Here is a 21,207-nt window from a genome sequence, read left to right as displayed (position 1 = left end):
GTTCAGGCCTTTTCTGAGGCGGGGGTGAGGTCGACGTGGCGGACGCCGAAGTGGGTGAGGAGGGCTTCGCAGGAGCGGCAGGGGGGTGCGTAGGTGCCGTGGAGGGGGTCGCCGGCCTCGCGGATGCGGCGTGCGGTGATCTTGGAGTTCTTGAGGGAGCGGCGGGCCTCGTTCGCGGTGAGGGGTTTGCGGGAGGCGCGTTTGCTTCGGGTGTTTTCGGTGGTGGTGAGGTGGCGGGAGAGGAGGATGGCTTCGGGGCAGCGGCCGGTGAAGCGTTCGCGCTGGCTGCTGGTGAGGGTGTCGAGGTAGTCCTGGACGAGCGGGTGGAGTGCGGGCGGCTGGTCGGCTTTGCCGGCGGTGCTGGTGAGGATTTCGCCGCGGACGGAGAGGGCTGCGGCGACGGTGGGCAGGATGCCGTCGCGGCGGAAGCGCGGTACGGGTACTGCGGTGTGGTCGGCGGTGCTCCAGCGCAGGCGGGGGTCTCCGGTGGCTCCGGGGCCGGTCTCCGCAGTGGCTTGTGTGCGGGCGGCTGTGCGTGCCGCTGTGTTCTGCATGGTGCGTCTTCCCTCCCGTGGCTGCGGTGGTGGCCGCTGGTGCGCACGCCCCCGTGCTTGCGGGACAGCCTGTCAAATGTTGTCCGGGGTGTGGAACCTGGGTCGAATATTCGTATCAATTCGGATGTTTGCGGTCATGGTGGGGGTGGGTGGGACGGACCGGGTCGGGGGCGGGGGCCGGTCTTGCCTCACCGCATAGGCTGTGGGGAACCAGCCAGATCCAGCAGGGGGCTACTGCCATGACGACAGGTCGGCTCGGCGAGCAGGCCGCGCCACCCAACGCCGCGTATTCGGGGCAGGTCGTGCACTTCCCGGACCCGGTCCGGGCTGCTCGGCATCCCCTGGGCGTGCGGATGGGTGCGCAGGGACATCCGGATTTCTCGCCGTATGCGCGTGCGGCGGTGGAGATCGCCGAGCCTCCGGAGGGGTTCGGTGTGGATGAGCTGCGGTTGACGGACTATGTGTCGGCGAATGCGGCGATGCGGGCTGCCGGGCATCCCCTGTGGGACACGGTCGGGCCGGTGGCGACGCCGCACGGCTGGACGTGGCACCACGTGGCGGGGACGCGGCGTATGGAGTTGGTGCCGGTCGAGGTGAAGGCGCTGCTGCGGCACCATGCCGGTCTGGCGACGGCTCCTGTGGACCACGGGAAGCGGGGTACGCGTCCGCTTCAGGAGGTGCGCCCGGTGCACCTGGCGCTGCCGAAGGCTGCGGTGTCGGTGGGTGAGGAGCAGGTGCAGGGGGTCGAGGAGGACCTCGGCTACCGGCTGCCGGAGGCCTATCGGGCGTTCCTGAAGGCTGCGGGCGGGTGTGCGCCGGTCGGTGCGGGTCTGGACGTGGACCTGGGTGTGCTGGTCGACCAGCCGTTCTTCACGGTGCGTGAGGAGGCTGCCGTCAATGACCTGGTGTACGTGAACAAGTGCCTGCGGGACCATCTGACGAAGGACTACCTGTGTGTGGCGTTCGCGCAGGGTGGTCTGCTGGCGGTGAAGGTCAGGGGCGAGGGCATCGGCTCGGTGTGGTTCTCCCCGTACGACGACGGGCGCGACCGGGACGGTTGGTCGGTGCAGGAGCGTGTGGAGCGGCTGTTGCTGCCGTGCGGTGCGGATTTCGATGCCTTTCTCGAGAAGTTGGCGGGAAATCCCCCTGAGTTGGAGACGGTGGCCGGTCTGATGGTGGACGGCGGATTCGCGCGTTCGGTTCCGGTGCCGGGTGGCGCACCGGTGGAAGGGTGACGGCGCGGTGGTGACGTTTGCGCAGGCGCAGGAGCGCGCCGAGGAGTGGATCAACGGGGGCGTGCCGCCGTACCAGCATCGGGAGGTGCGGGTGCGGGAGTTCGGGCTCGGCTTCGTGGTGTGGGCTGAGGATCGTGCGGGCGGGCCGGTGGCCGGTGGTGGTCGGCAGCGGTTGGTGATTGCGCGGGACAGCGGCGAGGTGACGTTGTGGCCGGGGCTGCCGGTGGGTGAGGTCATCCGCCGGTACGAGGAGGAGTACGGGGTTGCGGCGGTGCCGGCGGCGGAGCCGTCGGTGCCGGCACCGCGGATCGACTCGGAGCAGACGTCGTTCATGCTGAGTCCTCCGGAGTGGCTGCAGGAGGCTGCGGACCGGGCGGGGATTCCGCCGGCTGCGGCTGCGGCTGGGGCGTCTGCTGAGGCTGGGGCGTCTGATCCGGTTGCGGAGCCTGCTTCTGCTTCTGCTTCGGCTGAGGCTCCGCCCGGTTCTGGCGATGGTCTTGCCGGTGCGTCTTCGGGTGCGGGTGTCGTCGCCTCCGGGGACGGGGCTGTCCCGGCTGCGGCCGCCGAGGTGTCGGAGCCGGTGCCGCTGCGGCGCGAGGTGCCGTACGAGCCGACCGCCGAGGGCGGGGTGCCCGTCGGGGCCACGCCGTGGGCGGGTACGGATGTGACGCCGGGTGCGGATGACGCCTCGGTGCCGCTGCCTGCGACCGTGTTCGCGCCGCCGCTGTCCGGGTCGGACCTGGACGATGCGGGGGCGGCGCCGTCGGAGTCCTCGGAGGCCCGGACGCAGCTCATGCCCGCGGGCAGTGCGCTGCCGAGGACTGCGATCGCGCCCGCGCTTGATCTGGGCGGGGCGCCGCCCGTGCCGTCGGCTGCGCCCGCTGCGCCGCCCGGGTCGCCGGAGGCGCTGGCGCAGGAGCCCACCGGCAAGGCGCCCGTCGGGCCGCCCGCGCCCCCTTCCGCTCCCGGTGTGCCGGGGGCTGGTGCGGGGCAGCCGCCTGCGCCTCCGGGTCCGCCCGGGGCTCCGGGGTCGATGGGGCGCGGGCTGGACCATGCCGCGACGATGCTGGCCGGGCCTGCTGTGGTGGGTGGGCCGCCTGTGCCTCCGGGGCCGCCGCCTGCGCCGGGTGCTCCTGGTGTGCCGGGGGCTGGTGCGGGGCAGCCGCCTGCGCCTCCGGGTCCGCCGGGTGCTCCGGGGTCGCTGGGGCGTGGGTTGGATCATGCTGCGACGATGCTGGCCGGGCCTGCTGTGGTGGGTGGGCCGCCTGTGCCTCCGGGGCCGCCGCCTGCGCCGGGTGCTCCTGGTGTGCCGGGGGCTGGTGCGGGGCAGCCGCCTGCGCCTCCGGGTCCGCCGGGTGCTCCGGGGTCGCTGGGGCGTGGGTTGGATCATGCTGCGACGATGCTGGCCGGGCCTGCTGTGGTGGGCGGGCCGCCTGCGCCTCCCGGGCCGCCGCCCGCGCCGGGTGCGCAGCCGCCCGCGCCTCCCGCCGCTCCCGGTGGGCCGGGTACGCCCCCCGGCGGCGTCGAGCACGCCGCGACGATGCTGGCGGGGCCCGCCGTGGTGGCCGGCCCCTCCGCGCCGCCGCCCGCGCCCGCCGCCACGGGCACGCCCACGGTGGGCCCCGGCTACCAGGCCGTGCTCCGCTACCGCGGCAACGACGGCTCCGAGCAGCAGATCATCCGCCGCTCCGCGCCCGGCACCCCGCACCCCGAGTGGCAGATCCTGCACGAGCTGCGCGCCATGAACGTGCCGCCGCAGCAGGTGCTGGAACTCCACACCGAGCTGGAGTCCTGCGAGCTGCCCGGCGGCTACTGCGCCCGGATGATCCGCGAGACCTGGCCGCAGGTGCGGATCACCAGTGTCGCCCCGTACGGGAAGGACCACGCCGGGCGCCAGGCCGGCATGCGCCACCTGCTGACCCACCAGGGCGAACTGCACCAGGTGGCCGACGGTCCGGCGCGCCCCGCCCCCGTGCGGGCACCGCTGCCGCAGGTGCCGCTCCAGCCGGCGATCCCGCTCGACGCGATCGGTGCGGAGCTTGCCGGAGCGTTCGGGCCGCAGGGTGTGTTCCGCTTCGACCAGCGGGCGGTGTCCCGGCAGGGTGTGCCCGACATCGTCGCGCAGACGCTGATGTGGGCCGGCCTGCCGACGGACTTCGGGCCGTTCTTCTGGGCGCAGGCCGTTCCCGGGCAGCCGGTGCCGACCCTGGCCGAGCTGGCGGTGCAGCGGCAGGTGCAGCCCGCGTCGGACGCGGGCTCGTACCTGGTCATCGGCAGCGACTTCGGGAAGGCGCTGTGCGTGCAGTACGGGACGGCGCACATCGTCGCGGTGCCCGTCGAGGGCGGGCCGGGCGGGGCGCCCGTGCCGCCGCAGTTCGTGAACTCCAGCCTGCCGCAGTTCGCGCGGTCGATCGCCATGCTGGGGCACATGTGGCGGCTGCGGCAGCATCTGACGCCCGAACAGGCGGGGCGCTGGACCGTCGATTTCCAGGCGAATCTGGCCGGCCTGGACAGTGCCGCGCTGACCTCGCCGGAGAGCTGGTGGTCGGTGCTGCTGGAGCAGATGTGGGACGGACTGCTCTGATCGGATGATCACTGGTGTGGCCGGGCCGGGACCCTTGTCGGGGGTCCCGGCCCGGCCATTCGGGCTTCAGGGGGCCCATGGCGCATGCTTGACAGCAATCCCCGCGAGAGAGGCGCTTCCAGGATGGCTGCACGCATGTCACCTCACGGACAGGGTTTCGCGACCGTACGCCGCGGCTACCGCACGGACCAGGTGGACCGCTGTCTCGCGCGGCTCTCCGGCAGCCGGGACGAGGCCTGGGAGCGGGTGGCGCGGCTGACCGTGCTCGCCAAGCAGATGGAAGGGGAGGCGGAGCGGCTGCGGGAGGTCGTCGCCGCGCTGCCGCCGCAGACGTACGACGAGCTGAGCGAGCGGGCCCGGCGGATCCTCGCGCTCGCCTTGGAGGAGGCCGAATCGCTGCGGGCCGACGCGCGGGCCGACGCCGCCGATGCGCTGGCCGCGGCCGATGCGCATGCCGAACGGGTTGCCGAGCTGGCGCGGCAGGATGCGCAGGCCGTGCGGGAGCAGACCGAGGTGCGGGCCCGGCAGGGGCTGCTCGCCGCCGAGCGGGAGGCGGATGCGCTGCGTGCCGCGGCCCGGGAGGATGCGGCCGGGTGGCGGGACCAGGCGGAGGCCGTGCTCGCGCAGACGCGGCGGCGGGCGCACGAGCTGCTTGCCGAGCAGGAGCAGGAGCAGGCCGAGCGGTGGGAGGCTGCCGAACGGGCCCTCGCCGTACGGGAGAACGGGCTTGACGACCGGCTTGCCGAGCTGGAGCGGCATGTCGAGGGGCGGCTTGCCGAGGCGCGGCGGGGGCTCGCCGAGGCGGAGGAGGCTGCCCGGCACGGGCAGGAGGACGCGGAGGCACAGGCCGCCGAGCTGCTGGCGCAGGCGCGTGTGCGGGAGGAGCGGATCGGGCGGGAGACCGAGCGGATCCTGCGGGAGCATGCGGAGGCCGAGGACGAGATGCGGGCGCACATGAGTCATGTGCGGGCGAGTCTGGCGGCGTTGACGGGGCGGCCGGCGCCGGCGGAGGGCTGAGGCCGGCTGGTGCTTGCGGGGGCTCTGCCCCCGCGCCCCCGCGCCTCAAGCGCCGGCGGGGCTGGTGGGCGGGGGCTTCGGGTGGGGCCGGTGCCGGGGGCGGGGCGGGGTGCCGTCCGGGGTAGGCATGATTTATGGCCCCTTGGCGGGAGTTGTGTGGGGTGCGGAGTTTGGGCCACACATCACGTTTTACACCCCGGACGGCACCCCGCCCCGCCCCCGTCGCCGGCCGGGCCGAGCCCCCGGGGGTGTGAGTTCGTCCGCCGGTGTGTCCGGGGTCGGTGTGTGGGTGTACGGGTCGCTGCGGAGGCCGCGGGCTGTGACGACTGCGGTGATGGGGTGGGTGGGGTGGGGGAGGGGTGTGGTCAGGGTGTCGGGGGTGGGGGATGTGGTGGGGACCGGGGTGCCGTTCAGTTCCAGGCGGGCGTCCGGGGTGAAGCCGCCGCCTCGGACCGTGAGGGTGTCCTCCGTGAGGGACACCGCCGTGATGACCGGGTTGGGGCGGGTCGCCAGTTTGTTGAGCAGGTACGCGCCCGCGGGGGCGCCGGTCAGGGCCCAGAGCTGGGACGGGAGGTCGGGGAGGCCTGCTTCTGCGTTGGCGAGGAACGCGGCGACGACGTAGAGCATCGTCACGGCGTTCAGGGCTACGTACTGGAGGTCGACCAGGTCGGTGCGGCCGCTGTCGTTGGCGATGAGCTCGCGGAGCGGGCGGTGGGGTGAGGTGGGGGCCGGTTTCGCGAGGGTGCCCTGCTGGAGGCGGATGCCCACGACGGCCTTGGCGCCGATGAGGGCCGTGTACGGGCCGCCCAGGAGTGGCAGGTAGACCGTGGCGAGGGGCGACAGGGGGCCGGGGTCGGCGTTGAGGTAGCGGGTGCTGTGGCCTGTCGTGAGGGCGTGGGCGAGGACCGCGAGGAGGAGCCAGACCAGGATGACCGTCCAGGCGAGGGCCAGGGCGGTCGAGGTCGAGAGGCGGCCGTCGCGGCCGGTGAGGAAGGCGGGGCTGCGGCGCAGGCGCCGGGTGATCAGGCCCGTCAGCAGTGTTAAGAGTGCCAGGGCCAGGAGTGTGTGTGTCATGTCTCCCCCGTGTGGTTGTCGGACAGGTCTACTCGGGGGGTGGCGGTCATGACAACTGCTGGTCGGGGAGGACCGGGAAGCGGCGCGGGGCCAGGAAGAGGAGGACGGCCAGGGCTGCCACGGCTGCGGCCGTTGCGCCGAGGAAGACGTGGTCCACCGCCGTGGCCACCGCTTGGCGGACGGGTTCGGCCGTTGCTTCGGTGTCCAGGGCCTCCGGGATCGCCTCCAGGGTGTGGCCGCCGGTCAGGTGGGTGGTGAGGGTGGCGTTGGCGACGGCGCCGAAGAGCGCCGCGCCCAGGCTCTGGCCGACCTGGCGGCAGAAGAGGACCGAGGCCGTCGTGGTGCCGCGTTCCGCCCAGCCGACCGTGGACTGGACGCCGACGATCAGGGGGAGTTGGAACAGGCCCAGGGCTGCGCCCAGGGCCAGCATCGCGAGGGCCGGCTGCCAGGGGCTCCCCGGGTAGGGGAGCCGGGTGAACGCGAAGAGGGCCAGGGCGGCGGCCGCCATGCCCAGGGCCGCGGTGTCGCGGAAGCCGATGCGGCGGTAGACGTGCTGGCTCAGGGCCGCGGACAGCGGCCAGCTGAGGGTCATCGCGGACATGACGAGCCCGGCGGTGACCGGGTCGAGGCCGAGGACCGTCTGGGCGTACGTGGGGACGAACGCGGTCGGGGCGACCATCAGGAGGCCGAGGGCGCCCAGGGCGAGGTTCACGGCGGCGATGGTGCGCCGCCGCCACACCCAGCCGGGCAGGATCGGGTCGGCGGCCCGGCGTTCGACCGCGACGACCGCGGCCGCGAGGGCGGCGCCGGCGGCCAGCAGGGCGAGGGACGGCCAGGAGAGCCACGGCCAGGCGACACCGCCCTGGACGAGAGCGAAGAGCAGGACGCTGCCGCAGGCGGCGATGGTGAGGGCGCCGGCCCAGTCGACGGGGCCGCGGCCCCCGGGGGCGCGGGCCGGTTCGGAGAGGTGGCGGGCGGCCAGCCAGAGGGCGAGCCCGGCCGGCGGCAGGTTGGCGAGGAAGATCCACCGCCAGTCGGCGTATCCGGCGAGGAGTCCGCCGAGGGCCGGGCCGGCGAGGGCCGAGGCGGCCCACACGGAGGACATGCGGGCCTGGATCCGCGGGCGGTCCTTCAGCGGGTACAGGTCGGCGGCGAGGGTCTGGACGGTGCCCTGCAGGGCGCCGCCGCCCAGGCCCTGCACGATGCGGAACACGATCAGCGAGGCCATGTCCCAGGCGACCCCGCACAGCAGGGAGCCGGCGAGGAACAGGGCGGTGCCGAAGAGGAGGACCGGTTTGCGGCCGAAGGTGTCGGAGAGCCGGCCGTAGACGGGGAGGGTGACGGTGATGGCGAGGAGGTAGCCGGCGAAGAGCCAGGAGAAGACGGAGAAGCCGCCGAGGTCGCCGACGATCTGCGGGACGGCGGTGGCGACCACCGAGGCGTCCAGGGCGACGAGCGCCATGGTGAGCATCAGGGCGGCGACGACGGAGGCCGGGGGGCGCCCCGCGGCAGCGGCCGGGCCGGCGGGTATGTGCCCGGCGGCGGCGTCCCCGGGGTGTCCGCCGGTGCTCTCCTGCCTGCCCACCCGGATCCTTTCACCGTGCACGTACTGGCCGGGGGACACCTTCTCACCGCGGCATGCCCGGCGGAACCCCCGTCTCGCGTCCGCCGAAGGGTGCAGATCCCCTAGGGGCTGCTCCTTACAACGGCCCAGGGGCCGTTCGTCCCGGCGGAGGAGGTGGCGCGGCGAGCGGCGTCCTTAACTGGTTCATACGCGGGGTGGGGCTAACCCCCCGGTGGATACGGCGAGGGGCACCAGGGCGCCCGGGCCCCTGTGCGGCCGACACTCGACCGCACAGGCAGACGAACGAGGGGAAGCACCGTGACAACGGCTATGACCGAAACCAGGCACGGGGGTACTGGAGGCCATGAAGCCGTCGCGGCCCGGGCGCGCCAGGTCGTCAAGGCGTACGGCTCGGGTGAGACGCGGGTGGTGGCTCTCGACCATGTCGACGTGGACATCATGCGGGGCCGGTTCACGGCCATCATGGGGCCGTCCGGGTCGGGGAAGTCGACGCTGATGCACTGCCTTGCGGGGCTGGACACCGTGACCAGTGGTGAGATCCACCTGGATGACACCGAGATCACGCGGTTGAAGGACAAGAAGCTGACGCAGCTGCGCCGGGACCGGATCGGGTTCATCTTCCAGGCGTTCAACCTGCTGCCCACGCTGAACGCGCTGGAGAACATCACGCTGCCGATGGACATCGCCGGGCGGAAGCCCGATCGGGAGTGGCTGGAGCGGGTCGTGGAGACGGTGGGGCTGGCGGGGCGGCTGAAGCACCGGCCGACCGAGCTGTCCGGGGGGCAGCAGCAGCGGGTCGCGGTGGCGCGGGCGCTGGCTGCCCGGCCGCAGATCATCTTCGGTGACGAGCCGACCGGGAACCTGGACTCCCGGGCGGGGGCCGAGGTGCTGGGGTTCCTGCGGCGTTCGGTCGACGAGCTCGGCCAGACCATTGTCATGGTCACGCATGATCCGGTGGCCGCGTCGTACGCCGACCGGGTCGTCTTCCTCGCGGACGGGCGGATCGTCGACGAGATGCACGCGCCGAGCGCCGAGCAGGTCCTGGACCGGATGAAGGACTTCGACGCGCGGGGGCGGACCTCGTGAGCGCGGGTGCGGTGCTGAAGACGTCGCGGCGGAACCTCGTCGCGCACAAGGGGCGGATGCTGCTGTCGGCGGTCGCCGTGATGCTGTCCGTGGCGTTCGTCTGCGGGACGCTGGTCTTCACCGACACCATGAACACGACGTTCGACAAGTTGTTCGCCGTGACGGGCGCTGACGTCACGGTCAGTCCGAAGGCGGCGGAGGACGGCGACGACGTGCCGCGCAGCGGCCGGCCCGAGGTGCTTGCGGGGTCCGTGCTGGAGCAGGTGCGCCGGGTCGACGGTGTGACGGACGTGCAGGGCGGGGTGCTCTCGATGTCCGTCACGCTGGTGAACGGGAAGAACGAGAACCTCGGCTCCACCACCGGCGCTCCGACGATCGCCGCCAACTGGTCCGCCGCCGAACTGAGGTCGATGAAGATCACCTCGGGCCGGGCGCCGAGCGGGCCGGGCGAGATGATGGTGGACGCCGACACCGCCCGCAAGCACCGGCTGGAGCTGGGCCAGGAGCTGCGCACCATCACCGTGATCGGTGACGTCCGGGCGCGGATCAGCGGTATCGCCGCGTTCACCGTCACCAACCCCGGTGCGGCCGTCGTCTACTTCGACACGGCGACCGCGCAGGAGAAGCTCCTCGGGGCCCCCGGCGTGTTCACGCACCTGGCGGTGACCGCCGCGGACGGTGTCAGCGACGAGCAGCTGAAGCGGAACGTCGCCGCCGCGGTCGGCGCTGACACGTACAAGCTGCAGACCGCGAAGGAGTCCGCGGACGCCGGGCGCAAGGACGTCGCGTCGTTCCTGAACGTCATGAAGTACGTGATGCTCGGCTTCGCCGGGATCGCCTTCCTGGTCGGCATCTTCCTGATCTTCAACACGTTCTCGATGCTGGTCGCCCAGCGGACCCGCGAGATCGGCCTGATGCGGGCCATCGGCGCCGAGAGCGGGCAGGTGCTGAAGTCCGTGGTCGTCGAGGCGCTGCTGCTCGGGGCCATCGGCTCCGCGCTCGGCATCGGCGCGGGCATCGGGCTGGCCGTCGGGCTCATGGAGCTGATGGGCCAGATGGGCATGAACCTGTCCACCGATGACCTGACGGTGGCGTGGACCACGCCCGTCACCGGTCTCGTCCTCGGTGTGGTCGTGACCGTCGTGTCCGCGTTCGTCCCCGCCCGCCGGGCCGGGAAGGTCTCCCCGATGGCCGCCCTCCGCGACGCCGGCACCCCCGGCGACCGCAAGGCCGGCCGGATCCGGGCCGTGGTCGGGCTCCTCCTCACCGGTGCCGGAGCCGCGGGGCTCGCCGCGGCCGTCGCCGCCGACCGGGCCGCGACCGGCTCGGCCTGGCTGGGACTCGGCGTGGTGTTCACCCTGATCGGGTTCGTCGTCATCGGGCCGCTGCTCGCCGGGGTCGTCGTACGGGTGCTGTCCGCGCCGGTGCTGCGGCCGTTCGGGGCCGTGGGGCGGCTCGCCGAGCGGAACGCGCTGCGCAACCCGCGCCGCACCGGCGCCACCGCTGCCGCGCTGATGATCGGGCTGGCACTGGTCGCCTGCCTGTCGGTCGTCGGGTCCTCGATGGTCGCCTCCGCGACCGACGAGCTCGACCGGTCCGTCGGCGCCGACTACATCGTGCAGTCCCCCGCCGGCCAGCCGGTCGTGCCGCAGGCAGAGCAGGCGCTGCGCGCCACCGCGGGCCTCGACCACGTCACCGCCTACCGGGGCGTCCCCGCCAAGGTCACCGCCCCGGACGGCCGCACCGTGGACGAGGAGCTCAGCGTCACCGACCCCTCGTACGCGCAGGACGTGCGGCGCAAGATGACCGCGGGCGAGCACCCGCAGGCCTACGGCGCCGGGGCGATGTCGGTCGGCTCGCTCTACGCCGCCGAGCACGGGGTGAAGGTCGGGGACGAGCTGACCGTCGCGTTCACCGGCGGCAAGACCGCCCGGCTGAAGGTCGCGGCGATCACCTCCGACGACGGCAACCTCGACAAGGGCGTCATGTACGTGTCCACGGCGACCGCCGGGCAGTACGTGCCGGCGGAGAAGATGCCGCGGCCGTTCATGCTGCTGGCCAAGGCCGCGGACGGGAAGGCGGAGCCGGCGTACGCGGCGGTCAAGGCGGCGCTCGCCCCCTATCCGCAGTACCAGGTGCTGAACCAGACCGACTACAAGGAGAACCTGAAGGACCAGGTCGGCCAGCTGCTCAACATGGTCTACGGGCTCCTCGGGCTCGCCATCGTCGTCGCCGTGCTCGGCGTCGTGAACACCCTCGCCCTCTCCGTGGTCGAGCGGACCCGCGAGATCGGCCTGATGCGCGCCATCGGCCTGTCCCGCCGCCAGCTGCGCCGCATGATCCGCCTGGAGTCGGTCGTCATCGCCCTCTTCGGCGCCCTCCTCGGCCTCGGCCTTGGCATGGGCTGGGGGGCCGCCGCCCAGCAGCTGCTGGCGCTGGAGGGGCTGAAGGTGCTGGAGATCCCCTGGCCGACGATCATCGGCGTCTTCGCCGCCTCGGCCTTCGTCGGCCTGTTCGCCGCACTGGTCCCGGCCTTCCGGGCAGGGCGGATGAACGTCCTGGACGCGATCGCCGGCGACTAGCCGGCGGTCGTACGGGGGCGGTGCGGCCCCGGCGGCCCCGGAAAGGGGCGCGCCGGGGCCGCGCCGTGTGCGGGGGCGGCGGCGGGCGGGGTGCGGGGTGTGCCGACGGAGGCCGGGGCCGGGGGAGCGGGCGTAGGGTGGAACTCCCGGCCCGCACGCGTGTCGGGCCCCTCGCGCTGCCCTCTACACCGGATGGAAAGCCTCCTTCATGAGCCTGCACGGACTGCTCGACGCCGTCACCCGGGATGCCGCCCTCACCGAGGCGGTCACCGCGGCCGGGGACGGCAACCGGATGCACGTGGACCTCGTCGGCCCGCCCGCCGCACGGCCCCTGGCGATCGCCGCGCTGGCCGCCCGCACCGGGCGGACCGTCCTCGCGGTCACCGCCACCGGCCGGGAGGCCGAGGACCTGGCCGCCGCCCTGCGCTCCTTCCTGCCGTCGGACGAGGTCGCCGAGTTCCCGTCGTGGGAGACGCTGCCGCACGAGCGGCTCTCGCCGCGCAGCGACACCGTCGGCCGCCGCCTGGCCGTCCTGCGCCGGCTCGTCCACCCCAGCAAGGACGACCCGGCGGCCGGGCCTGTCTCGGTCGTGGTCGCACCGATCCGGTCCGTGCTCCAGCCGCAGGTCAAGGGCCTGGCGGACCTGGTGCCCGTCAGTCTGCGGCGGGGCGAGAGCACCGACCTCGGCGACATCGTCGAGGCGCTGGCGGCGGCCGCGTACGCGCGGGTGGAACTGGTGGAGAAGCGCGGCGAGTTCGCCGTCCGCGGCGGCATCCTCGACGTGTTCCCGCCGACCGAGGAACACCCGCTGCGCATCGAGTTCTGGGGCGACGAGGTCGAGGAGGTCCGCTACTTCAAGGTCGCCGACCAGCGGTCCCTGGAGATCGCCGAGCACGGGCTGTGGGCGCCGCCCTGCCGCGAGCTGCTGCTGACGGCCGAGGTCCGCGAGCGGGCCGCGGCCCTGGCCGAGGACCACCCCGAGCTCGGCGAACTCCTCGGGAAGATCGCCGAGGGGATCGCGGTGGAGGGCATGGAGTCCCTCGCGCCGGTCCTCGTCGACGACATGGAGCTCCTCGTCGACGTGCTGCCCGCCGGGTCGATGGCCGTCGTCTGCGACCCGGAGCGGGTCCGCACGCGCGCCGCGGACCTCGTCGCCACCAGCCAGGAGTTCCTGATGGCGTCCTGGGCGGCCACCGCCGGCGGCGGCGAGGCCCCGATCGACGTCGGCGCCGCCTCGCTGCGCGGCATCGCCGACGTCCGCGACCGGGCGCGCGAGCTCGGCATGATGTGGTGGTCCGTCTCGCCGTTCGCCGCCGACGAGGAGCTGTCCGCCGACACCCTCAAGCTGGGCATGCAGGCCGCGGAGGCCTACCGCGGCGACACCGCCCGCGCGCTCGCCGACACCAAGGGCTGGATCGCCGACGGCTGGCGCACCGTCTACCTGACCGAGGGCCACGGACCCGCCGCCCGCACCGTCGAGGTGCTGTCCGGCGAGGGCATCGCGGCCCGCCTGGAGGCCGGGCTCGGCGAGCTGGCGACCGGCCTCGTCCACGTGGCGTGCGGGGCGCTCGCCACCGGCTTCGTCGACCCGGCGCTGCGGCTGGCGGTCCTGACGGAGACGGACCTGACGGGGCAGCGGACGGCCGTGAAGGACCTCGGCCGGATGCCGACGCGGCGCCGCAAGTCCATCGACCCGCTCACCCTGGAGGCGGGCGACTACATCGTCCACGAGCAGCACGGCGTGGGCCGCTACATCGAGATGGTGCAGCGCACCGTGCAGGGCGCCACCCGCGAGTACCTGCTGGTGGAGTACGCGCCCGCCAAGCGGGGCCAGCCCGGCGACCGGCTGTACATCCCGACGGACCAGCTGGAGCAGGTCACCAAGTACGTGGGCGGCGAGGCGCCGACGCTGCACCGGCTCGGCGGCGCCGACTGGACGAAGACGAAGGCCCGCGCGAAGAAGGCGGTCAAGGAGATCGCCGCCGACCTGATCAAGCTGTACAGCGCGCGGATGGCGGCGCCCGGCCACTCCTTCGGCCCGGACACGCCCTGGCAGCGCGAGCTGGAGGACGCGTTCCCGTACGCGGAGACGCCCGACCAGCTGACGACGATCGCCGAGGTCAAGGAGGACATGGAGAAGTCCGTGCCCATGGACCGGCTGGTGTGCGGCGACGTCGGCTACGGCAAGACCGAGATCGCGGTGCGGGCGGCGTTCAAGGCGGTGCAGGACGGCAAGCAGGTCGCCGTGCTCGTCCCGACGACGCTGCTGGTGCAGCAGCACTTCGGCACGTTCTCCGAGCGGTACAGCCAGTTCCCGGTGAACGTGAGGGCGCTGTCGCGGTTCCAGAGCGACACCGAGGCCAAGGCCACCCTGGAGGGCCTGAAGGACGGCTCGGTGGACGTGGTGATCGGCACGCACCGCCTGTTCTCGCAGGAGACGAAGTTCAAGGACCTCGGCCTGGTCATCGTCGACGAGGAGCAGCGGTTCGGCGTCGAGCACAAGGAGCAGCTGAAGAAGCTGCGGGCGAACGTGGACGTGCTGACGATGTCGGCGACGCCGATCCCGCGGACCCTGGAGATGGCGGTGACGGGCATCCGCGAGATGTCGACGATCACCACGCCGCCGGAGGAGCGGCACCCGGTGCTGACGTTCGTCGGCCCGTACGAGGAGAAGCAGATCGGGGCGGCGATCCGGCGGGAGCTGCTGCGCGAGGGGCAGTGCTTCTACATCCACAACCGGGTCGAGTCGATCGACCGGGCGGCGGCCCGGCTGCGGGAGATCGTGCCGGAGGCGCGGATCGCGACGGCGCACGGGCAGATGTCGGAGCAGGCCCTCGAACAGGTCGTCGTGGACTTCTGGGAGAAGAAGTTCGACGTGCTCGTCTCGACGACGATCGTGGAGTCCGGGATCGACATCTCGAACGCCAACACCCTGATCGTGGAGCGCGGCGACAACTTCGGCCTGTCGCAGCTGCACCAGCTGCGCGGCCGGGTCGGGCGCGGCCGGGAGCGGGGGTACGCGTACTTCCTGTACCCGCCGGAGAAGCCGCTGACGGAGACCGCGCACGAGCGGCTCGCGACGATCGCCCAGCACACCGAGATGGGCGCCGGCATGTACGTGGCGATGAAGGACCTGGAGATCCGCGGTGCGGGGAACCTGCTCGGCGGGGAGCAGTCCGGGCACATCGCGGGCGTCGGCTTCGACCTGTACATCCGGATGGTCGGCGAGGCGGTGGCCGACTACCGGGCGGCCGTCGAGGGCGGGGCGGAGGAGGAGCCGCCGCTGGAGGTGAAGATCGAGCTTCCGGTCGACGCGCACGTCCCGCACGACTACGCGCCGGGGGAGCGGCTGCGCCTGCAGGCGTACCGGGCGATCGCCTCGGTGAACTCCGAGGAGGACGTCAAGGCGGTGCGGGAGGAGCTCACCGACCGCTACGGCAAGCTGCCCGAGCCGGTGGAGAACCTGCTGCTGGTGGCGGGGCTGCGGATGCTGGCACGGGCCTGCGGGGTCGGCGACATCACCCTCCAGGGGCCGAACGTGCGGTTCGGGCCGGTGGAGCTGCGGGAGTCGCAGGAGCTGCGGCTGAAGCGGCTCTACCCGGGGTCGGTGCTGAAGCCGGCGGCGTCGCAGGTGCTGGTCCCGCGGCCGAAGACGGCGCGGGTCGGCGGGAAGCCGCTGGTCGGCCGGGAACTGCTGGCCTGGACCGGCGAGTTCCTGACGACGGTCCTGGGCTCCTGACCGGCCGGCCCGCGGCCGGGACCCCTGCTGCGGGTCCCGGCCGCCGCGGCCGTGTCAGGGCTCCACGATGTCCTCGGGGGCGACGGCGGCGGCAACCGCTCTGGAACGGCTGACGGTCATGGTTGTCCCCCCGGGGGTGTGGTCGGTGGGACGAGGCCAGCCCGGTGCCGCCGGCCGGCCGGCGGGCGGTGCGGACCTTCGCCGGGGGCGCGTGGCGGGGGCGTGTGCTGCGAGGCTGCAACGGTTGCGCGCATCCCCTCACTGACGGCCGGAAACGCTGTATACCCTCAGACCTGAACTTGTCGACACGGTCCGTCAGGAGCAGCGATGCACGGCCCCGGCCTCCCGCCGCAGCAGCCCCAGCCCAGTTCCGGGGGTGTGGTGGCGTTGCGCGTGCTGTTCGCCCTGCTGCCCGTCCTCACCTGCGGCTTCCTGGGATGGGCCACGATGCTGCGGCTCGCGGTCGTGACCCGCAAGTCCGCCGACTGGATCCTCCTCGCCGTCAACTTCGCCCTCACCGTCGGCTGGCTCGCGCTGATCGGCGCCGACCCGACGCCCAATACCGACGGCTGGCAGGGCAACACCGGCGCCTTCGGCACGATCCTGACCGGTGTCGCCACCTGCATCTACTTCCTCGTCGCCGACATCCGGCACTACGAGGCCAGGGCCGCGGCCCGCTCCGCCGCCTGGTACCCGCCGCAGCCCGCCGCCCCGTACGCGCCCCCGCAGCAGACGGCCGGGCCGGCGTACGGCTACCCGCAGCCGCACCAGCCGGTGCACCACACGCCGACCCCGGTGCCGCGCCCGGCGCAGCCCGGACCCGGCCCCGCCACCCCGCCGCGCATCGGGCAGGTCCGCGCCGAGCTCGACGAGCTGAGCGAGCTGCTGCGCAAGGAGACCCCGCACCCGAACCGGCCCCCGGCCGACGGTGAGGGCACGGGCCGGTGACGGACGACGGCCGGATCATCGGTGAGCGCTACCGCCTCGCGTCGCTGCTGGGCCAGGGCGGCATGGGCCAGGTGTGGACGGCGTACGACCAGCGCCTGGACCGGCGCGTCGCGGTCAAGCTGCTCCGCCCGGACAAGGTGGCCGGTCCCGGCTCCGTCGCCGAGGAGCTGCGGCGCCGCTTCGTGCGCGAGTGCCGGGTGACGGCGCAGGTGGACCACCCGGGCCTGGTCACGGTCCACGACGCGGGCAGCGACGGCGACGAGCTGTTCCTGGTCATGGGCTACGTCGAGGGCGAGAACCTCGCCGACCACCTGGCCGCGCACGACCCGTACCCGTGGCCGTGGGCGGTGTCGGTGGTCGCGCAGCTGTGCGGGGTGCTGTCCGCGGTGCACGCGGTGCCGATCGTCCACCGCGACCTCAAGCCGCGGAACGTGATGGTCCGCCCGGACGGCACCGTCCTCGTCCTCGACCTCGGCGTCGCCTCGGTGATGGACACCGACACCACCCGCCTCACCAGCACCGGCACGCCGATCGGCAGCCCGGCGTACATGGCCCCCGAGCAGGCGATGGGCGGCGCGGTCGGCCCGTACACCGACCTGTACGCGCTCGGCGTGCTGCTCTACGAACTCCTCAGCGGGAACGTGCCCTTCGCCGGCTCCACCGCGCTCGGCGTGCTCCACCGCCACCTGTACGAGCCCCCGGCGCCCGTGCGCCGGACCCGCCCGGAGATCCCCCACCAGCTGGAGGCCGTACTGCTCCACATGCTGGCCAAGGACCCGCAGGACCGGCCCGCCTCCGCGCAGGCCGTGTACGAGGCCCTGGCGCCGCTGCTGCCCAAGCAGGGCGCGCCGTCGGCGTCCCTGGACCCGAGCCGCCCCTTCCTGCGGCCGCACGCGCCGTGGCCGGACCGGAGCACGGCGATCCCGCCGCAGCCGACGGCCCCGCCGCGGCCGGACATCGGAGCCGCCGTCGACGAGGCGCGCAGCCTGCTCGACCAGGGCCGCCTGACGCAGGCCGTGGACATCCTCGGCGGGATCCTCCCGGCCGCGGCCGCCCAGCACGGCGAGCACTCGCCCGTGGTGCGCTCCCTGCGCAAGCAGTACGCGGCCACGCTGATGGACGACGGCCAGTACCGCCGGGCCCTGCCCGAACTGCGCCGGCTGGCCGACGAGTTCCCCGCGGGCGACCCGCAGTCGCTGCGGTTCCGCTACGACGCCGCGCAGTGCCTGGAGCAGCTCGGCGAGCCGGCGGCGGCGCTGGCGGAGTACCGGTCGCTGCTGCCGCTGTTCGAGAACCACTACGCCAACCCGGACCCGGGGCTGCCGCTTGAGGTGCGGCGGCGGATCGGGCACCTGCTGCTGTCGCTGGGCGACCGGCCCGCCGCGCACGACACCCTGGCCCGGCTGCTGTTCGACGCGGACCGCGTGCACGGCCCCGGGCACCCCTTCTCCGCGGAGGTCCGGCGGACCCTGGATTGGCTGACCCGGGTCCGCTGACCGTGTGCCGCCCGGCCGGGGGCGGCGGGGGCGTACCCGCGACACCAGGGGACTCGTTGGTCGAACGGGTGGCCCGGACCACCCCGACTGCATACCATCGATCACCGCACGGCCTTTGTGCACCGACGCACAATCTCCCGGCCCTGGAGGCTCCTTTGCACCGTCGCACAGCGCTCTCCGTCTCCGCCGCCCTGCTCGTCGCGGCCCCCCTGCTGTCCGCCTGCTCGGGCGGGGCCCGGCCCGGGACCGCGGCCGTCGTCGGCGGCGAGCGGATCACGACCTCCGCACTCCAGGCCCAGGTGGTCGCCGTCCGCGACGCCCAGAACCGGGCCGAGGGCAGCGCCGCCCAGCTGATCCAGTCCTCGCCGGGCCTGGAGCGGGTCAAGCTCAACAAGATGATCCAGACCGCCGTCCTGGAGCGCGCCGCGAAGGACGCGGGGGTGACGGTCTCCCCGCGGGAGGTCGGCGAGTTCCGCCAGGCACAGCTGGAGAAGGCCGGCAGCAGCGAGCGGCTGGAGGCCTCCGCGCTGGAGCAGGCGCAGCTGGCGCCCGCACAGCTGGAGGCGGACGCCCGCTTCAAGCTGCTGCGCGACAAGCTCTTCGAGCACTACGGCAGCCAGGACAAGGCGCTGGAGCGGCTCGCGGCCGCCGCGAAGGAGCTGCACATCAAGGTGAACCCGCGCTACGGCGTGTGGGACGCCCAGCAGATCGTCCTCGGCGACCAGGCCACCCCCTGGATCACCCAGCGGACCCGGCCCGAGCAGCCCGCCGCGGGCGCCTGACCCGGCCCCCGGGGGCCCGCCGCCGCGGTCCGGCGCAGGGCGGTAGGTTCGAAGGGTGAACTCCCACTCCGCCGAACCCGCCGCCCCCGCCGCCCCCGACACCGGGCGGATCGTCCTGCTGACCGTCAGCCACCGGGTCGCGCCCGGACTGCTGTCCTGGCCGGCCTGGCAGGCGCTGCGCACCGCGGACGAGGTGCTGTGCGCCGCCGCGGACCACCCGCAGCTGCCGTACCTGCGCGAGGCCGGCGTCGAGGTCGGCTTCGCCGCGCCGGACGCGCAGGAGCTGGTCGATGCCTGCGTCGGCGGGCGCACGGTCGTGGTCATCCCCGGCGGGGAGGGCGACCGGCGGCTGACCGACGGGCTGGCCCGGCTCGCCGGCTCCGGCCGGGTCGCGATGCCGGAGCTGGAGCTGCTGCCCGGCTCCTACGACCTGCCCGGGGCGCGGCTCCTCGACCTCGTCCAGGTGATGGACCGGGTCCGCCGCGAGTGCCCGTGGACCTCCCGGCAGACCCATCAGGGGCTGGTGAAGTACGCCATCGAGGAGTCGTACGAGCTGGTCGAGGCGATCGAGGAGGGCAGCCGGCAGGAGCTGCGCGAGGAGCTCGGCGACGTCCTGCTCCAGGTGGTCTTCCACGCGCGGATCGCCGAGGAGCACCCCGAGGAGCCGTTCTCCGTGGACGACGTGGCGGGCACCCTCGTCGAGAAGCTGGTCCACCGCCACCCGCACGTCTTCGGCGACGCCGAGGCGGAGACCGCGGAGGACGTCGGCGCGCACTGGCAGCGCACCAAGGCGGTGGAGAAGCGGCGCGAGTCGGTCACGGACGGGATCCCGCTCGGCCAGCCCGGCCTGGCGCTCGCGGCGAAGCTCGCCGGGCGGGCGCGGGCGGGCGGGGTGGCCGTCGCCCTGCCGGCCGGCGAGGGCGTCGGGTACGAGCTGCTGCGGCTCGCGGCGCGCGCCGAGGCGGAGGGCACCGACCCGGAGACGGCCCTGCGGGCGGCGGCCCGCGCCTACCGCGACGCGATCCGCGCCGCGGAGGGCCTCGACGCCGCCCCCGGCCGGGACACCGGCGCCGACGGGGCGGACGGGGCCGACGGGGCGGGCGGGGCCGCGGAGTAAGGGGAGCGGCAGCGGCGGGCGGGGGCCTGCGCGCGGGTTACGGTCGGGGGCGTGCACGAGCCGACCTCCGCAGCCTCCGAAGAACCCGCTCCCGCGCAGGGCCCCACCCTGTTCGACTGGGAGTTCGCCACCGACCCGTACCCGGCGTACGCCTGGCTGCGGGAGCACTCCCCGGTGCACCGCACGCGGCTGCCGAGCGGGGTGGAGGCGTGGCTGGTGACCCGGTACGCCGACGCCCGCCAGGCCTTGGCCGACCAGCGGCTGAGCAAGAACCCGGAGCACCACGCGGAGCCGGCGCACGCCAAGGGCAAGACCGGGATCCCGGGGGAGCGCAAGGCCGAGCTGATGACGCACCTGCTCAACATCGACCCGCCGGACCACACGCGGCTGCGGCGGCTGGTGTCGAAGGCGTTCACGCCGCGCAGGGTGGCGGAGTTCGCGCCGCGGGTGCAGGAGCTGACCGACCATCTGATCGACGCGTTCGCGGGCCGCGGCGAGGCGGACCTGATCCACGAGTTCGCCTTCCCGCTCCCCATCTACGCCATCTGCGAGATGCTCGGCGTCCCGCGGGAGGACCAGGACGACTTCCGGGACTGGGCCGGGATGATGATCCGGCACGGCGGCGGGCCGCGGGGCGGGGTGGCCCGTTCCGTGAAGCAGATGCGGGCCTATCTCGGCGAACTCATCCACCGCAAAAGGGATGACCTCGGCAATGACCTCATCTCCGACCTGATCCGGGCGAGCGACCACGGCGACCACCTGACGGAGGCCGAGGCCACCGCGATGGCGTTCATCCTCCTCTTCGCGGGCTTCGAGACCACCGTCAACCTCATCGGCAACGGCGTCCACTCCCTCTTCATGAACCCGGGCGAGCGGGCCCGCCTCCAGGCCTCCCTCGCCGCCGGCGAGCGGGACCTGTTGGAGACCGGCGTCGAGGAACTGCTCCGCTACGACGGGCCGGTGGAGCTGGCGACCTGGCGGTTCGCCACCCGGCCGCTGGTCCTCGGCGGGCAGGAGATCGCGGTCGGCGACCCCGTGCTGGTCGTCCTGGCCGCGGCCGACCGGGACCCGGCGCGGTTCGCCGAACCGGACACCCTGGACCTCTCGCGGAGCGACAACCAGCACCTGGGGTACGGGCACGGGATCCACTACTGCCTGGGCGCGCCGCTCGCCCGGCTGGAGGGTCAGACGGCGCTTGCGACTTTGCTGACGCGTCTGCCCGATCTGGAACTGGCAGTTCCGCCTGCGGACCTGAGATGGCGGGGCGGACTGATCATGCGTGGCCTGCGCACCCTTCCCGTCCGCTTCACACCCCGAAACATCTGAAGGGTTTCTGATGGTAAATCAATTTCTTGCTCAACTTGTGACAATCGTTCGAAGGCCGCTAGGTTCTGCCGTTACCACGCCG

The 21,207-nt window shown here is 73.6% G+C and carries 14 protein-coding genes; 11 read left to right on the top strand and 3 right to left on the bottom strand.

What is annotated here, in order from left to right:
* Positions 1 to 2: 2 nt before the first annotated feature.
* On the bottom strand, positions 3 to 554 hold the full coding sequence (locus C0216_RS27445; protein ID WP_114057842.1) for a YwqJ-related putative deaminase: 552 nt from the start codon (positions 552 to 554) through the stop codon (positions 3 to 5).
* Positions 555 to 793: 239 nt separating this feature from the next.
* Here C0216_RS27445 and C0216_RS27440 point away from each other — a divergent pair, with 239 nt between their 5' ends.
* The 3 genes from C0216_RS27440 (at position 794) to C0216_RS27430 (ending at position 5,390) form a co-directional block, all read left to right on the top strand.
* Complete coding sequence (locus C0216_RS27440) at positions 794 to 1,789, top strand: SMI1/KNR4 family protein (RefSeq protein ID WP_114057841.1); 996 nt, start codon at positions 794 to 796, stop codon at positions 1,787 to 1,789.
* Between the two features lie 7 nt (positions 1,790 to 1,796).
* Positions 1,797 to 4,373: an SUKH-4 family immunity protein gene (locus C0216_RS27435; RefSeq protein ID WP_114058961.1), complete on the top strand. Its 2,577-nt coding sequence runs from the start codon at positions 1,797 to 1,799 to the stop codon at positions 4,371 to 4,373.
* A 135-nt stretch (positions 4,374 to 4,508) separates the two neighbouring features.
* Positions 4,509 to 5,390 (top strand): cellulose-binding protein, encoded by an 882-nt coding sequence (locus C0216_RS27430; protein ID WP_114057840.1) that lies wholly within the window; start codon positions 4,509 to 4,511, stop codon positions 5,388 to 5,390.
* Between the two features lie 189 nt (positions 5,391 to 5,579).
* Here the strand turns inward: C0216_RS27430 and C0216_RS27425 are convergent, their stop codons facing one another.
* A complete protein-coding gene (locus tag C0216_RS27425) occupies positions 5,580 to 6,464 on the bottom strand; it encodes a hypothetical protein (protein WP_216827113.1) in 885 nt (294 codons plus the stop codon).
* Positions 6,465 to 6,510: 46 nt separating this feature from the next.
* The gene (locus C0216_RS27420; RefSeq protein ID WP_428985463.1) at positions 6,511 to 8,049 is read right to left on the bottom strand and encodes an MFS transporter; all 1,539 of its coding nucleotides are present in this window, start codon (positions 8,047 to 8,049) and stop codon (positions 6,511 to 6,513) included.
* Positions 8,050 to 8,358: 309 nt separating this feature from the next.
* Between C0216_RS27420 and C0216_RS27415 the strand changes: the two genes are divergently transcribed.
* The 8 genes from C0216_RS27415 to C0216_RS27380 all read left to right on the top strand — a co-directional run bounded on the left by C0216_RS27415 (position 8,359) and on the right by C0216_RS27380 (position 21,125).
* Entirely contained in the window at positions 8,359 to 9,135 is a 777-nt protein-coding gene (locus C0216_RS27415; protein ID WP_428985462.1) for an ABC transporter ATP-binding protein, read from the top strand.
* Positions 9,136 to 9,191: 56 nt separating this feature from the next.
* Entirely contained in the window at positions 9,192 to 11,717 is a 2,526-nt protein-coding gene (locus tag C0216_RS27410; protein WP_114058959.1) for an ABC transporter permease, read from the top strand.
* Positions 11,718 to 11,925: 208 nt separating this feature from the next.
* The gene (gene mfd / locus C0216_RS27405) at positions 11,926 to 15,456 is read left to right on the top strand and encodes a transcription-repair coupling factor (protein ID WP_114057838.1); all 3,531 of its coding nucleotides are present in this window, start codon (positions 11,926 to 11,928) and stop codon (positions 15,454 to 15,456) included.
* A gap of 327 nt (positions 15,457 to 15,783) precedes the next feature.
* Positions 15,784 to 16,404 (top strand): hypothetical protein, encoded by a 621-nt coding sequence (locus C0216_RS27400; RefSeq protein ID WP_114057837.1) that lies wholly within the window; start codon positions 15,784 to 15,786, stop codon positions 16,402 to 16,404.
* A complete protein-coding gene (locus C0216_RS27395; protein WP_281277961.1) occupies positions 16,401 to 17,900 on the top strand; it encodes a serine/threonine-protein kinase in 1,500 nt (499 codons plus the stop codon). The genes C0216_RS27400 and C0216_RS27395 overlap by 4 nt, the downstream gene beginning before the upstream one ends.
* Positions 17,901 to 18,055: 155 nt before the next feature.
* On the top strand, positions 18,056 to 18,682 hold the full coding sequence (locus C0216_RS27390) for a SurA N-terminal domain-containing protein (RefSeq protein WP_114057836.1): 627 nt from the start codon (positions 18,056 to 18,058) through the stop codon (positions 18,680 to 18,682).
* Positions 18,683 to 18,737: 55 nt separating this feature from the next.
* Positions 18,738 to 19,799, top strand: a complete 1,062-nt coding sequence (locus tag C0216_RS27385) for a nucleoside triphosphate pyrophosphohydrolase (protein WP_114057835.1) — start codon at positions 18,738 to 18,740, stop codon at positions 19,797 to 19,799.
* A gap of 51 nt (positions 19,800 to 19,850) precedes the next feature.
* A complete protein-coding gene (locus tag C0216_RS27380; protein ID WP_114057834.1) occupies positions 19,851 to 21,125 on the top strand; it encodes a cytochrome P450 family protein in 1,275 nt (424 codons plus the stop codon).
* The last annotated feature ends 82 nt before the right edge of the window (positions 21,126 to 21,207 follow it).

It is taken from the genome of Streptomyces globosus (genome assembly GCF_003325375.1).
Classification (GTDB): Bacteria; Actinomycetota; Actinomycetes; order Streptomycetales; family Streptomycetaceae; genus Streptomyces; species Streptomyces globosus_A.
This window is presented reverse-complemented; position numbering and strand designations above follow the sequence as displayed.